Genomic DNA, 14,166 nt, shown 5'->3' with positions numbered 1-14,166 from the left:
GCCCCTCAGGGGCCTGCGATGAAGCTGTCCTGGTAGCCCGGGTCCTCCACCTCGAGCGCGGCCGGGGTGGCCGCGAGCGGGCGGAGCGTGTCGAGCATGACCGCGAGCTCGCTCGTCGCGCGGCTCCCGAGGCTCGCCTCGTACGCGCCGGGGTGCGGCCCGTGCGGGAGGCCGGCCGGGTGGTGCGAGATGCTGCCGGGGCCGACGCCGCGGCGCGAGGTGAAGTTGCCGCGGCAGTAGAACAGGAGCTCGTCGCAGTCGACGGACGAGTGCGGGTAGGGGCAGGGGATCGCCTCCGGGTGGAAGTCGACCGGGCGCGGCACGAAGCTGCAGACGAGCGCGCCCCGCGCCGCGAACGTCCCGTGCCAGTCCGGCGGCAGGTGCACGAGCCCGACGCGCGCCTGGAAGCGCTCGATCGGGAACGCGAACGGGTACACCGTCCCGTCCCAGCCGACGACGTCGAGCGGCGAGCGCTCGCAGGCGAAGCCGTGGAACGCGCCGCCGCGCTTCACGACGAGCGCGCGGATGCCCTCGTCGAGCGGGCCGACGAACGTGGGCCGCCGGAAATCGCGGTGGGAGTAGGGCGCGTCCATCCGCAGCTGGCCGACCTCGTTGCGCCACTGCCGCGGGAGGTGGACGTCCGCGGCCTGGATCGAGAGCCAGCGCTGGGGCGCGGCGTCCGGGAGGAAGCGGTGGAAGAGCCCCTTCGGGACGACGACGTAGTCGTCCTGCTCGAAGCGGAGGTCGCCGAGCATCGTGCGCAGGACGCCGCCGCCCTGGGCGATGAAGAGCAGCTCGTCGGCGTCCGCGTTCGCGAAGTACACCGGATCGGCCGCGTCCGGCTGGGCGAGCCCGATCACCACGTCGTCGTTGAAGAGCAGCGGCACGCGGCAGTCGACCGCGGGCCCGCCCCGCCGCGGCAGCTCCTGCGAGCGGTAGTGCCGCTTCGCGAGCGGGCGCGGCGGCGCGGCGACCGGCAGCGCGAAGCCGTGCTCGGCCCGCGCGAGCCGGTGCTCGTGCGGCCGGCGCTCGTGGTAGGCGATCGTGTAGGGGCCGTCGAAGCCCGCCCGCGTCAGGCACTCCTCGTAGCGGAGCTCCCCCGCCTCGCTCCGGAGGGCGACGTGGTGCTTCGGGGGGACGCTCCCGGCGACGACGCGATCGAGCATCAGCCGCGCCCCTCGACCTTCTGCTGCCGCTCGATGCTCTCGAACAGCGCCCGGAAATTGCCGGCGCCGAAGCCGCGGTCCCCCTTGCGCTGGATGAGCTCGAAGAAGAACGGGCCGGCCTCCGGATCGCGGTGCGTGCCGGCCGACTCCTTGAGGAAGATCTGGAGCAGGTACGACCGCGCGCCGTCGCCGTCGACCAGCACCTCGAGCTCGCGCAGCGTCGCCACGTCCTCGTCGAGCTGCCCGACGCCGAGCCGCTGCAGGCGCTCGGGCAGGAGGTCGTAGTAGGCGGCCGGGGTCGGCATGAACTCCACGCCGCGCGCGCGCATCGCCCGCACGGCGGCGAGGATGTCGTCCACGGCGAGCGCCACGTGCTGCACCCCGTCGCCGCGGTGCTCCTCGTTGAAGACGTTGATCTGCGAGCTCTTGAAGTGCGGCCGGTAGGGCTCGTTGTTGGCGAACTTCACGCCCGAGCCCGGGTCCCACATCACGGCCGAGCGCAGGCCCGAGCCGTGGCCCGCGTCCTTCGCGACGTCGTTCGTGTGGAACGCGATCTTCCAGAACGGCTCGAGCCCGAGCACGTGCTCCATCCAGAGCAGGGCCGGCGCCATCGTCTGGAAGTTCGAGGTGATGTGATCGAACCGGGCGATCCCGAACCGGTTCTCGCCGCCGCGGGGCGCGTCGTAGGCCGCGCAGCCGGGGAACAGCGCGGGGTAGTCGTGCCGCTCCACGAAGCGGAAGGTGGTGTCCCCGAACGGCGTCGTGATCGAGAACGAGGCGAAGGTGCCGCCGCCCTCGGTCACCCGGTGGATCTCGTCGATCGGCGTGCCCCCGCGGCCGTCGAGCAGCCGGAAGGCGCGGTCCACGTCCTCCACCTCGAAGACGATCGTGCCCACCCCGTCGGGGTGCTTGCGCAGGTAGCGCCACGCCCGCCCGCCCTCGCCGATCGGCTGCGAGCAGACGATGGCGCACTCGCCGGCCTGGAAGACGGCCGACCGCTGCGCCGCCGCCGCGCTCAGCTCCGGCGAGCTCGCGGCGGTCTCCTGGAAGTCGAGCTTCTCCGTGTAGAACCTGCGGCTCCGCTCCAGGTCGCGCACGTAGTAGTGCAGGGCCTCCACCCGCTTGATGCCGATCGACTCCACCTTGGCCATCCGGGTCCTCCGTCGCGAGGGGTAAACGCAGGGGGCGAGCTACGCGACCGCGTCGACCTGGCGGTCGGCGTGGGCCGCCTGGAAGGCGGGCAGCGCCATGCACGCCGCCTCGATCCGCGTGAGGGTCGAGAGCGGCGCGAGGTCGACGTCGTAGCGTCGCGCATTGTAAAGCTGGGGCACGAGGAACACGTCCGCCACGGTGACCTGCTCGCCGACGCAGAAGCGCCCGCAGAGCTCGCTCGCGACCGCCTGGAACGCGGCGAGGCCCGACGCGATGAAGCGCCGCGCGAACGCCCGCTCGTCGCCGCCGAGCTCGTCCCGCACGTACTTCAGGGTGGCGGTGTTCTGCATCGGCTGCGTGCCGGAGTTGATCATCTCGGCGAGCTGCCGCGCCTTGGCGCGCAGGTACGGATCCGCGGGCAGGAGCGGCGGCGCGGGGAACAGCTCCTCGAGCAGCTCGACGATCGCCACCGACTGCGACACGCGCCGGACGGCGCCGCCCTGCTCGAACTCGAGCAGCGGCACCTGCGCCATCGGGTTCTTGGCCCGATAATCGTCGCGGAGCTGCTCGCCGCCGTCCCGGACGAGGTTCACCGGCCGGTACGCGTGCTCGACGCCCTTGTAGGCGAGCGCGATGCGCGCGCGCCAGCTGCACGAGCTGCGCCAGTAGCCGTAGAGCGTGAGCCCCGTGAGCGCGGCGCTCATCCGGCCACCACCCGCTGCGCGATGCGCCCGAACAGACTCTCTCCCGAGCGATTCAGCATCTCGATCATGATCGTGTCTCCTGGCTTCATGAAAGGCGTCCTCGCCGCCCCGTGCGCGAGGACCTCGAGCATGCGCTTCTCGGCCAGGCACGAGACGCCGCGCGCCGGGTCCCGGTTCGAGACGGTGCCGCTGCCGAGGAGGGTCCCGGCCGTGAAGCTGCGGGTCCTGGCGATGTGCTCGATGAGGTCGAAGAACGAGAAGTGCATCTCCGGGCCGGCCTCGGGGTCGCCGACGAGCGCGCCGTTGTACGTGGAGCGGAGCCGCAGGTGGACGCGCCCGTCGCGGAGCGCGTCGCCGAGCTCGTCCGGCGTGATCGCGAACGGGGAGAACGCCGTCGCCGGCTTCGAGCAGAAGAACCCGAAGCCCTTGGCGAGCTCGGCGGGCACGAGGTTGCGCAGCGTCACGTCGTTGGCCAGGAGGAACAGGCGGATGTGCCGGTGGGCCTCGTCGCGGCGCGCGCCCTGCGGGGTGTCGCCGAGGACGGCGCAGACCTCGGCCTCGAAATCGAGGCCCCAGGCCTGGTCGCGCAGGACGATGTCGTCGGTCGGCCCGAGGAGCACGCCGGAGCCGCCCTGGTACACGAGCGGATCGGTCGTGAGCGTCTCGGGGGGCTCGGCGCCGCGCGCCCTGCGCACGAGCTCGATGTGGTGGATGTACGCCGATCCGTCGATCCACTCGTACGCGCGGGGCAGCGGCGCGGCGAGCTCTTCCACGGCGAGCGGCGCCACGGCCGCGCCGCCGCGCTCGATGTCGTCGGCGATGCGGCGCAGCGCCGGCTCGGCGCGCTCCCAGTCGTCGAGCGCGGCCTGGAGCGTGGGAAAGGCGGCGCCGGCCGGCGCGTAGGCGAGGCCATCGCGGCGGACGACGACGAGCGTGCCGTCGCGGCCGGGGCCGCGGAGAGAGGCGAGCTTCATGCGGGTGCGAGCTCCTCGTGCGGTACGGTGCTCTCATCGTCTCCGCTTGACAAGCACGAGGCCGCTCGCGCCTGCTAGTGCGGTGCTCCCTTGCGTCGCGCGCAGCGAGCGAACGGGTGACCGGCTGAACGGATCTGCATGAACACCGGACTCGATGTTTTCTCGACGCTCCACCACCTGGTGCAGCGCGCCATGGCCAGCCTCCCCGGCGCGCAGCGCGGCGGCCTGCTGGTGCGCGCGGGACGGCGGCTCGTGTACACGGCGACCGTGGGGCTCGACGGCATCCTGCCAGGCAAGCTGCGCATGCCGTCGGACGGCGGGCTGCTGAGCGCGTCGGCGCCGTTCGGTCCAGCCGCGGCGCCCGAGGCGGCGCGCGGCCCGTGCCTCGTCCCCGCGGCCGCGTGGTACCGGGCGCACCTGCCCGAGGTCGCGGCGCGGCCCGGCTGGCCGCCCGAGGGCGCGTACGTGCAGGTCGTGCCGGTGCCCCTGTTCGGAGGGCCGGGCGCCTACCTCGCGCTGGAGCAGGCGGACGGCGCGCCGCTCACGGGCCCGTACCGCGCGCTCGTGGAGTCGGTCGCGGAGAGCGCGGGCGCCGCGCTCGAGCGGCGCGGCCTGTTCGAGGAGAAGGCGCAGGTCGCCCAGGAGCTGCGCCTGCTCGAGGAGGTGCTGAGCTCCGTCGCCGAGTCGGTCGATCTCGTGGAGCTCATCGAGACGCTCGCGGACGGGATCCGGAGCGTGCAGACGGGCCCGCGCTGGGGCACGATCGACCTCGCCATCCTGGAGGACGCGGGGCGCGAGCCCGCGGCGGACGCGCGGCGCACGCTGCGCCTCTACAGGGCCCCCCGCCGGCCGATGACGGCGTACTGGAACAACGTGCGCGACGGCGCGCTGGCCGCGGGGCGGGATCTGCGGGTCGCGGTGGCGTTCACGAGCGGGGTGGGCGCCGACCCCGCGTCGCAGGAGGCGCTGTTCGAGGAAGGGCTCCGCCGGGGCGTGATGGGCATCGCCGTCGCGCCGATCGATCCGGTCGCGCTCGAGCCGCTCATCCGCCGCGCGGTCGCGGCGGGCGTCGCGGTGGTCGCGATCGACTCGCCGACCGTGCAGGGCAGCGCGGCCCCGGTCTACATCGGGACCGACAACCGGGCCGCCGGCAGGCTCGCCGGCGAGGTGATGCTGCGGCTCCTGCCGCAGGGGGGCGTGGTCGTGACCCAGGCGGCCTCCTTCGCCGTGTCCAACGCGGGCGAGCGCCTCGAGGGCTTCCGCGAGGCGATCGCCGGCTCGGCGCTCCGCGTCGGCGCGCCCCTCGAGAACCACTTCGACCCCGCGCGCGGGATCGAGCTCGCCACCTCCGCGCTGCGCGCCGACCCCGAGATCGCCGGCGCGTTCGGGGTGTGCAGCGAGAACGGCCCGAGCTTCGGCGCGGCCTCGGTGACGCTCGGCCGGTCCGGGGATCTCAAGCTCGTCGCCTTCGATCTCATCACGCCCACGGTCGCCATGCTCCAGGACGGCGTGGTCCACGCCGCGATCGTGCAGCGCGAGTACGACATGGGGTACCGCTCGGTGCAGGTGCTCTACGACATGGCCACGCGCGGCGTCGAGGCGGCGCTCGAGGCCCTGCCGGCGTCGCGCTTCATCGACACGGGCGTCGACGTCGTGACGGTCGAGCGCACGCCGTTCTCGGTGGCGCTCTCGGATCACCTCGCCATGAGCTCCGCCCGCCGGATCACGAACCGCCGGCTGGGCGCGTCGGGCCGCGGGCGGCCGCTCGAGTTCCTGGTGATCGGCATGGCCGAGCGCGAGAGCCTCGTCGACGACGAGCGCGCGCCGGTCGAGGAGGACTCCTTCGTGGGCCGGGTGATGAGCTCGTGCAGCTCGCTCGTCATCGACACCGCGTCGAGCGAGCACCAGCACTTCAGCGACGTCGCCGAGGCCCGCTGGAACGGCGCGCGCACGCTGGTCGGCGTGCCGCTGCTCTCCCGGGACGCGGTCCTCGGGGTCCTCGTCCTGAGCAGCCCGCGGCCCGACGCGTGCTCGGCGAACGACCTGGCGCTGATCGAGCGCGTGGCCGCCGTGGCGGCCGTCGTGCTCGAGAACGCGCGGCTGCTCTCGCGGATCAAGGAGCGGACGCGGGAGCTCGAGTCGCTGAGCCGACGCCAGGAGGCGCTCCTCGACACGATCGCCGCGATGTCGAGCCCTGCCGTGCCGATCGCGCCCGGCGTCCTCGTCATGCCGATCGTCGGCACGCTGGACGCGCAGCGCTCCGGCCGCTTCATCGAGGCGATGCTGCAGGAGATCTCCGAGCACAAGGCGCGCGCCGTGATCATCGACGTGACCGGCATGGCGGTCGTCGACGCGAGCGCGGCGAGCCACATCGCGCAGGCGGCGCGCGCCGCCGCGATGCTCGGGTCCGAGGTCGTGCTCGTCGGGATCGCGCCGGAGGCGGCGCGGCTCATGGTGGAGCAGGGGCTCGACCTCGGGGGCATCGTCACCCGCTCCACGCTGGAGCTCGGGTTCTCGTACGCGCTGGGCAAGACCGGCGGGCGGGTCGTCTACCGGCGCTCCTGAGCCGCGGCGCCCGCCGCTCGGGCCGCGCGGCCCCGCGCGGTCAGCGGTCCCGGCGGAGCTCGACGGCGGCCGCGACCAGCGCGGCGATCTTGGGGACGTCCACGTCCCTGGCCGAGCGGATATGGACGTTCCTGGCCTGCTTGGCGTCACCGGTGAGCAGGCCGCTCGGATCGGGCAGCTCGGCGCCGTGCTCGAAGCCGAGGTTCACGCCGAAGCGCTGCGGGGCGAGCCAGCAGATCTGGCGCTTGTGCGCGTCGCCCATGCGGAAGCTGATGATCCGCCAGCCTGGATAGACGTGCTCGTGCACGTCGGGGATGATGCGGAGGAGCAGCTTGCGCACGCGCAGGGTCAGCTGCTGCGCTGCGGGAGGGTACTCGCTCAGCAGAGCGGCCACGGCCGGATCGTCCGACACAATCGATCACGCTAGGTCGACGTTCACGGAGACGCAACCGGCTGCGCAGGGCGACGCCACGTTTCGGCTCGGGCGTTCGGTCGCGTTCGGTCGCGTTCGGTCGCGTTCGGTCGCGTTCGGTCGCGTTCGGTCTGGCGGCGGCGGGCGCGTGACCCGGGTCACGTGGTTACGTGGTCACGTGATCATGTGGTCGCGCGGGTTACTCGGTTTACTCGGTTGCCGGCAACCCCCTCGGTCGTTCGTCCTTGGCGATCCAGACGGTCTTGATGTTCACGAACTCGCGCAGGCCGTACGACGACAGCTCGCGGCCGTGGCCGGACATCTTGACCCCGCCGAACGGCAGCCGCGGGTCGGACACGACCATCCCGTTGATGAACACCTGGCCGGCCTCGAGCTCGTCGATGAGGCGCTCGCGCTCCTGGGGGTCGCGGGTCCACGCGCTCGCCCCGAGGCCGAACCGGGTGGAGTTCGCCATGTGGATCGCCTCGTCGAGGTCGGCGACGCGGAAGACGGCGGCGACCGGGCCGAAGAGCTCGTCGTCGGCCGCGGGGGAGGGGCTCCGGACGTCGGTGAGCACGGTCGGCGGGAAGTAGTTGCCCGGCCCCTTCAGCCGCTTGCCGCCGGTGAGCAGGAGCGCGCCCGCGGCCACCGAGGCCCGCACCTGCTCCTCGAGCTCCGCGGCGATCTGCGCCGTGGCGAGCGGCCCGACGTCGACCGACGGGTCCATCGGATCGCCCACCCGGAGGCGCCGCATGGCCGCGACGAAGCGCTGCTCGAACTCCGGCACGACCGACTCGTGCACGATGAAGCGCTTCGCCGCGATGCAGGACTGCCCGTTGTTGATGATGCGCGCCTTGATCGCGGTCCCGACGGCGGCGTTGAGGTCGGCGCTCGGCAGGACGATGAACGGATCGCTGCCGCCGAGCTCCAGCACCACCTTCTTGAGGTGCTTGCCCGCGTGGGCGCCGACGCTGCGCCCCGCGTTCTCGCTGCCGGTGAGCGTCGCGGCCGCGATGCGCGGGTCGGCGAGCAGGCGCGGCACCACGTCGGTCCCGGTGAGCAGCGCCTGGAAGGCGCCCTCCGGGAAGCCGGCCCGGCGGAGGATGTCCTCGATGGCGAGCGCGCAGCGGGGGACGTTCGACGCGTGCTTGAGGAGGCCGACGTTGCCGGCGACGAGCGCCGGCGCCGCGAACCGGAAGACCTGCCAGAACGGGAAGTTCCACGGCATGATGGCGAGCACCGGGCCGAGCGGGTGGAACGCCACGTAGCTCTTGCCGGCGTCGGTGGCGACCTCCTCGGGGGCGAGCAGGCGCTCGGCGTTGTCGGCGTAGTAGCGGCACACGGTCGCGCACTTCTGGGCCTCGGCGATGGCGGAGCCGATGGTCTTGCCCATCTCGAGCGTCATGAGCCGCCCGAGCTGCTCCTTCTCGGCCTCCAGGATCTCGGCCGCCCGGCGGAGCTTCTGGGCGCGCTCGGCGACCGGGGTCCGCCGGAAGCTGCGGAACGTGGCGTGCGCGCGCGCCACCTTCTGCTCCAGCGCCGCCGACGAGAGGGGCTCGAAGGTCTCGAGCGTCTCTCCCGTCGCTGGATTGATCGTCGCGATCGCGGTGTTCACGGATGTGCCTCCTCTTCGAGCTTCGAGCGCCGGGGGGCCGCGCCCGTCTCTTGCCGGCCAAGAGCGCGCCGAGCGATCCCGGCAGGCGAGCTTGAGCCAGACCTGCCTCTTCGTGCAATGGTCAGCGAGGACGAACCCACCTCTGTTCCCGCTGCCGTGTCGATGGGGCGCCCGCGAGCGCAGGGTAGGGGCGGAGGGGGGTCGCCATCGCACGTCCTGTTCATTACGCAGAGCGGGATGGCCCGCAGCGGACCCCCTGCCGTCTTCGACGCGGAGCGCGCGGGTTCAGCCCGGTCGACGCGGGCCGGCGAGCGCGCGGCGCTCGCCCCGCCTGCCGCCGACGATGCCGCCGGCCCGCTGTCCCGCGCGGGCGAGCTGGAGGTAAGGGTGAGGGCGCTGGAGTCGCTCCTGTGCGCCGGGGTGCCCTTCATGGTGGCGGGGGCGTATGCCTTCTTTGCGTACACCGGCATCTTCCGGGACACGAAGGATCTCGACGTGATGCTGGACGAGCGGGAGGTGCCGGCGGCGTTCAGGGCGCTCGAGCGGGTCGGCTTCGAGACGGCGCTGCTCGACCCGCGGTGGATCGGGAAGGCGTATGCCGGCGATCGCTTCATCGATCTCATCTTCTCGTCGAGCAACGGCCTGGCCGTGGTGGACGGCGGCTGGTTCGAGCACGCGCGCCCGGCGACGATCCTGGGGCACTCCTGTTTGATCGCGCCGGTCGAGGAGATCATCTTCACGAAGGCGTTCGTGGACGAGCGGGAACGGTACGACGGGGCCGACGTGAACCACCTCATCTACGCGTGCGGCGACGAGATGGACTGGGAGCGGCTCCTCGATCGGTTCGGCCCGCACTGGGAGGTCCTGTTCGCGCACGTCACGCTGTACCGCTTCGTCTATCCCGGCGCGCGGAGCCGGGTGCCCGAGTGGCTCGTCGCGGAGCTCTGCCGGCGCACGCTGGAGCAGTCGCGGGCCGGCGACGCGCCGCTCCGGGTCTGCCGGGGGAACCTGATCAGCCGGCGGCAGTACGCGCACGATTACGAGAAGCTCGGGCTCGTGGCTGCGCCCGCCGGGCCCGCGCTCGAGCCCGAGGTGGCGCTGGGGTCGCCGTGCCGGAAGCGCCGGCGGTCCGGGGCGGCGCGGCGGCGCGTCGGCCACGGGGCGCAGGTCCGCGAGGGGGCGCCGGGCGGCGCGGATCGTCTTGGGGTGGAGGTCGAGGCGGTGCGGCTCCGCAAGCCGGGGTCATGAGCGCCGTCGCCGGGGGCAGCGGGGATCACGGCAAGCGGCGCGTCGCGGCGGCCTCGGACCTGCATTGCCGGCCGGAGCACGCCGGCAGGATGCGCGAGCTCGTGAGGGCGGTGAACGCGGAGGCCGAGCTGCTCGTCCTGTGCGGCGATCTCACCGATCGCGGCCACCCCGAGGAGGCGAAGGTGCTGGCCGACGCGCTCTCCGGGCTGTCGGTGCCGTGCGCCGCCGTGCTCGGCAACCACGATCTCGACCGCGGCGCTGCCGCCGAGGTCACGCGGCTCCTCGGCGACGCGGGCGTCGAGGTGCTCGACGGGGATCACCTGATCCTGCGCGACGACATCGGGGTTGCGGGCGTGAAGGGGTTCATGGGCGGGTTCGGGAGCGCGACGCTGCAGGCGTTCGGCGAGGGCCCGCTCAAGGCCTTCGTCCAGGAGGCCGTGACCGAGGCGCTGAAGCTCGAGGCTGCGCTGTCGCAGCTCGACAGCGACAAGCGGATCGTGATCATGCATTACACGCCGATCCCGGAGACGACGGTCGGCGAGAACGTGGAGATAAGGCCTTTCCTTGGGACGAGCCGGCTGGTCGCGCCGATCGATCTGTACGGCGCCGACGTGGTGTTCCACGGCCACGCGCACCACGGGGCGCTCGAGGGGCGCACGCCGAGGGGGACGCCAGTCTACAACGTGGCCATGCCGCTGCTCAGGAAGCTCACCGGGCGGTCGTTTCTCGTGCTCGAGGTGTGAGGGCGCGGGCCGGATGGAGTCTCCTGCGGGGTCCTCATGACGAAGCGACGAGCGCAGCGGGAGCACCGGATCGGCGTCATCTCGGACACGCACGGCCTGGTGCGCCCGGAGGCGCTGGCCGCGCTCGCGGGCTCGGAGCTGATCCTGCACGCGGGGGACGTCGGCGGCCCCGAGGTGCTCGCGGCGCTCGCGGCGATCGCGCCCGTGACGGCGGTGCGCGGTAACAACGACCGAGGGCGCTGGGCGGACGGCTTGCCGGAGCGGGCGACGGTGCGGGTAGCGGACGCGACGCTGTTCGTGCTGCACGACGTCAAGGAGCTCGGCCCGGGCGCCGGCGCGGCGGGGTACGCGGCGGTGGTGGCGGGGCACTCGCACCGGCCGGCGATCCTGGAGCAGGACGGCGTGCTCTTCCTCAACCCCGGGAGCGCGGGGCCGCGCCGCTTCAAGCTGCCGCTGTCGGTCGCCCGGCTGATCGTGCGGGGCGCCGCGGTGACGGCCGAGATCGTGCCGCTCGCGATTACGGCGTCCTAGGGACGCCGGCCTCCGTGCTTCTGCAGGAAGTCCCGGATCGCGCCGAAGTACGCCGGCGCGAAGAGGAGGATATCGTTGTGCCCTGCGCCATTGATGAGGCAGAGCTCTTTCTTTTCGTGCGGGACGGCCGCGTGGTTCTCGCGCGCGTGGAACGGCGGGAGCAGGCTGTCGTGCGCGCCGTGCAGGGAGAGAACGGGGATCTGGACGCGCTTCAGGAGCTCCGGGTTGGAGAAGCGGCGGTGTGCCTCGTCGCGCAGGTCGCCGAGCTCGATGTCGAACAGGGCGAGGAGGTGCCGGACGTCGCTGAAGCCGCTCTCGAGGATCAGCGCCCGGTAGGCGCTGCCGCGCTCGCTGGCGATGCGCGACGCGGGCGAGCTGCCGAGCGAGCGGCCGAAGAGCAGCGGCTCGGGCGGCCGGTCGAGGCCTCTGGCGCGGCTCGTCTCGGCGAGCTCCCGCTCGAAGAAGTCGGCGACCTTCGCGGGATCGTCGTGGAGCGAGCGCAGCGTCGGCCGGCCTCCGCTCCAGCCGTAGCCACGGTAATCGACGATGAAGAGGTTGAGCCCGATGTCCCGCCACATCTCGGCGATGTCGTCGTAATCGGGGACGGTCTCGCCGTTTCCGTGGAAGGCGAGCACGGTCGGGTTCTGCGGGTCGGCGAGGTGCCATCGCGCCCCGACGGTCACCCCGGGGGCGACGGGGATGTCGTAATCCGTCGCGCTGGCGGGCGGGGGCGTGTTCACCTGCCTGGGATAGAAGACGCCGGCAGAGCGAGGGTTCGCTTCGAGCGCGCGAAGGAGCTCGTCGAGCTGGTTATCGGGGTCGTTCGTCGGCATGGCTCACCGTTCTGTCGAGTTGGCGTGGGCAGTGGGCGCGCAGGATACGTCGTGTCGGGACAGGAAGGTACCTGGGATGGACGACCGCGAGCGCGTCGGGGCGGCAGGGAGGCGGGGCGCGCGGCGCGATGGTGGCTTACGCGGTCGCGATGACGCCTTGCACCGCGGGCTCGCCGTACTCGGCGCCGCCGGTGCGCACGACGACGTTCGGGACGATCTCCGCCACGTCGGCGCCGTGGGTGTGGCCGTAGAGCAACCGCCCGACGTGCCGGGGCTACGGCCCGACGGTCATGATGGCGCTGGCCGGGCGCTTCCTTCCGCAGGAGCGCTAGCCTGAGTGGGTCCTCACTGCCGATTTGACAGTGCGCGGCGCAGCCAAAAACGCGCCGAGCGGGCTCCTTCCCCCCCGACGCGCGGTGGTCGTCGAATCAGCGGTGAGGAATTGCTTGGACGCAAGCTCGTTCCTGTTGTTAAATGGCTTAGCGCGGTTCAGATGCTGAATTTTGATGAGCATCTTTCAATTCGTTACATCAGGACATCGTTGAATATTGCCCATTTGAAGAAATGTTGATAGACTATCGCGGATCGTTGAATTCCTGCGGGTTGTCACTGACTGCATTGGTGCCGGCGGAGTTGATGATGAAGCGCCAGCACGGGCCGAAGGTCTAGCCTAGGGTCACGGTACGTCGATTCTCAGCAAGGAAACCTTGTAGCTCGTTCGCCGCAAGATCCTTGCTGCGTTTGCGAGGTTGAGCTGGCTCAGGAACGGGAGAGATGCGGGCCAGGCGGCCGTGCGCTTGCCGCGAATCCGGCGGCCTCGGCGTGGGCAGCGCCGGTCGCTGCGCCGCACGGCTTTGGGTTGGCGATGGGTGGAGCGTTCTGAGCGAAGCTCGGCGCGCTCGAGGATGCCCAGGATCGCCGGCGGGGCGAGCGCGCGGGTGCCCTCAACCGGGCGGCTCAGCCGCGCGAGCGGCCTTTACACGTCGCCGTCCACCGGCGCCGCAGGCTGCTCGACCGGCTTCTTGTCTGCGGGTTGCTCGACCGGCTCCTTGCGCCGGCCGATCGCGAAGAAGTCGACCGCCGGCAGCGGCTGCTGCTGCGGGTCCCGAGCTCGGGTGGCATCACGGCGACAGCCCGCCGGTCCCGTCCTCCGCCAGCGATGCCGCGAGCGCGCAGCGCGTGAGACCGGCCCTCTGGGCCTCCTCGCGCAGCATGGCGCCCTGTTCTGCGGCCCCCTTCACGCTGAGCATCGTGCGGAGCTCGATCCCATCGGGGTTGGTCACGTGCTCCGCGATCCACGCCGACCGCATCTGCCCGACGCTGATCGGATCGCCTTCTGCATCGAGCCCGGCTCTCCCGTCGACGTCGCACATCATCGCGACGGCTTCGGGGAACGTCTGCCCGGCGGGGGCTTTTGTCTTGGCTTCCGGGGCCGGACCGCAGGCGAGGAGGAGCACGGGGAAAAGGCGACAGGGGTGCATGCCGCCTTGGACAGGAGACGCAGCTGAGGCTTGGCAACGCTCGCCTCGCCCCGGGGGATGGCCGCTGCCCGCGCCGGGCAGAGCTCGAGACCTCGCGCCCGTGGCCTCCCGCCGGCTACTCTTCGCTGTCCTCGTCCACCACCGGCACGAGCTCGATGTCGATCTCCTGAGGAACGAAGTCCTCGCATTCGTCGCTCACGACGGGCGTGAGCGTCTGCTCGAAATCCTCGTAGCCTGTCCCCGAGATCTCCACCCGGGTCACCCCCGCGGTCCACAGCTCGCAGACGAGCTCCTCCAGCGCTTCAGGGGGAGGCTTCGCGCGATCGACGGCGCACACCACGTTGGCCTCGTCGAGCGTCTTCCAGGTGCTCGGGTCGTTCAGGACGAAGGTCGGTTCCTCGGCTGCGCTCCACGCGACGTGAAGGGCGGTGTCCGGCGGGACGGGGGCGCCCCTCGCGCGCACGGCGATGGTGAACATCGCCTGTCGCGGCCCCATTGGGCAGCCGTCGGCGCCGCCCATGCCCGAGCCGCCGGCCCCGCCGCCCCCCGGGGCCTTGCAGGCGCCCACGGAGGCGGCGATCGCGAGCGCCGCCGCGGCGAGCGCCGCGAAGGCCGTGAACGATAGGGCTCGACTTGGCGCGAGGGGAAGGCGTGCAGCCACGAAGGCGACAGGGTAGGGGGGCGACGCTGGCAAATCCAGCGAGAGCAGGTTTTGTACAGGACGCTCGTCCGAGCCCCGCGC

13 protein-coding genes are annotated in these 14,166 nt (G+C 72.2%); 4 read left to right on the top strand and 9 right to left on the bottom strand.

The genetic code is table 11. The features are described 5' to 3' along the window. Window positions 1-5 precede the first annotated feature (5 nt). Genes WMF20_RS34975 through WMF20_RS34960 form a run of 4 tightly spaced genes read right to left on the bottom strand, consistent with a single transcriptional unit; the run spans window position 6 to window position 3,996 of the window. Window positions 6-1,166 (bottom strand): homogentisate 1,2-dioxygenase, encoded by a 1,161-nt coding sequence (locus tag WMF20_RS34975; protein ID WP_437606147.1) that lies wholly within the window; start codon window positions 1,164-1,166, stop codon window positions 6-8. Next, window positions 1,166-2,317 (bottom strand): 4-hydroxyphenylpyruvate dioxygenase family protein, encoded by a 1,152-nt coding sequence (locus WMF20_RS34970; RefSeq protein WP_437606146.1) that lies wholly within the window; start codon window positions 2,315-2,317, stop codon window positions 1,166-1,168. The genes WMF20_RS34975 and WMF20_RS34970 overlap by 1 nt, the downstream gene beginning before the upstream one ends. 39 nt (window positions 2,318-2,356) lie before the next feature. After that, window positions 2,357-3,022 (bottom strand): maleylacetoacetate isomerase, encoded by a 666-nt coding sequence (maiA, locus tag WMF20_RS34965; protein ID WP_437606145.1) that lies wholly within the window; start codon window positions 3,020-3,022, stop codon window positions 2,357-2,359. Further along, window positions 3,019-3,996, bottom strand: a complete 978-nt coding sequence (locus WMF20_RS34960) for a fumarylacetoacetate hydrolase family protein (protein WP_437606144.1) — start codon at window positions 3,994-3,996, stop codon at window positions 3,019-3,021. Before WMF20_RS34960 ends, maiA begins: the two co-directional genes overlap by 4 nt. A gap of 138 nt (window positions 3,997-4,134) precedes the next feature. On the opposite strand from WMF20_RS34960, the gene WMF20_RS34955 reads away from it, so the two are divergent. Continuing rightward, the gene (locus WMF20_RS34955) at window positions 4,135-6,561 is read left to right on the top strand and encodes a substrate-binding domain-containing protein (RefSeq protein WP_437606143.1); all 2,427 of its coding nucleotides are present in this window, start codon (window positions 4,135-4,137) and stop codon (window positions 6,559-6,561) included. Between the two features lie 40 nt (window positions 6,562-6,601). Here WMF20_RS34955 and WMF20_RS34950 read toward each other — a convergent pair whose 3' ends face one another. Both WMF20_RS34950 and WMF20_RS34945 read right to left on the bottom strand, forming a co-directional pair. Further along, window positions 6,602-6,955: a DUF1801 domain-containing protein gene (locus tag WMF20_RS34950; RefSeq protein ID WP_237244369.1), complete on the bottom strand. Its 354-nt coding sequence runs from the start codon at window positions 6,953-6,955 to the stop codon at window positions 6,602-6,604. A gap of 226 nt (window positions 6,956-7,181) precedes the next feature. Further along, on the bottom strand, window positions 7,182-8,588 hold the full coding sequence (locus WMF20_RS34945; protein ID WP_129578397.1) for an NAD-dependent succinate-semialdehyde dehydrogenase: 1,407 nt from the start codon (window positions 8,586-8,588) through the stop codon (window positions 7,182-7,184). 237 nt (window positions 8,589-8,825) lie between these two features. Here WMF20_RS34945 and WMF20_RS34940 point away from each other — a divergent pair, with 237 nt between their 5' ends. The 3 genes from WMF20_RS34940 to WMF20_RS34930 are packed head-to-tail and all read left to right on the top strand — an operon-like array spanning window position 8,826 to window position 11,110. Further along, complete coding sequence (locus WMF20_RS34940) at window positions 8,826-9,836, top strand: hypothetical protein (RefSeq protein ID WP_437606142.1); 1,011 nt, start codon at window positions 8,826-8,828, stop codon at window positions 9,834-9,836. Continuing rightward, window positions 9,833-10,579, top strand: a complete 747-nt coding sequence (locus WMF20_RS34935) for a metallophosphoesterase family protein (RefSeq protein ID WP_129578395.1) — start codon at window positions 9,833-9,835, stop codon at window positions 10,577-10,579. The genes WMF20_RS34940 and WMF20_RS34935 overlap by 4 nt, the downstream gene beginning before the upstream one ends. A 36-nt stretch (window positions 10,580-10,615) precedes the next feature. Next, a complete protein-coding gene (locus WMF20_RS34930; RefSeq protein WP_437606141.1) occupies window positions 10,616-11,110 on the top strand; it encodes a metallophosphoesterase family protein in 495 nt (164 codons plus the stop codon). Here the strand turns inward: WMF20_RS34930 and WMF20_RS34925 are convergent. From WMF20_RS34925 to WMF20_RS34915, 3 genes are all read right to left on the bottom strand, one after another. Then, window positions 11,107-11,943 (bottom strand): alpha/beta hydrolase, encoded by an 837-nt coding sequence (locus tag WMF20_RS34925; RefSeq protein WP_129578393.1) that lies wholly within the window; start codon window positions 11,941-11,943, stop codon window positions 11,107-11,109. The genes WMF20_RS34930 and WMF20_RS34925 overlap by 4 nt on opposite strands. A gap of 1,121 nt (window positions 11,944-13,064) precedes the next feature. Beyond that, entirely contained in the window at window positions 13,065-13,424 is a 360-nt protein-coding gene (locus WMF20_RS34920; protein ID WP_437606140.1) for a hypothetical protein, read from the bottom strand. Window positions 13,425-13,539: 115 nt separating this feature from the next. After that, window positions 13,540-14,085, bottom strand: coding sequence for a hypothetical protein (locus WMF20_RS34915; protein ID WP_437606139.1), 546 nt, complete (start codon window positions 14,083-14,085; stop codon window positions 13,540-13,542). Window positions 14,086-14,166: the final 81 nt, after the last annotated feature.

The sequence above is a fragment of the Sorangium sp. So ce834 genome, from assembly GCF_051521425.1.
GTDB classification, from domain to species: Bacteria; Myxococcota_A; Polyangia; order Polyangiales; family Polyangiaceae; genus Sorangium; species Sorangium cellulosum_D.
Note: the sequence above shows the minus strand (reverse complement) of the source record. Positions and strands in the feature narration are given on the sequence as shown.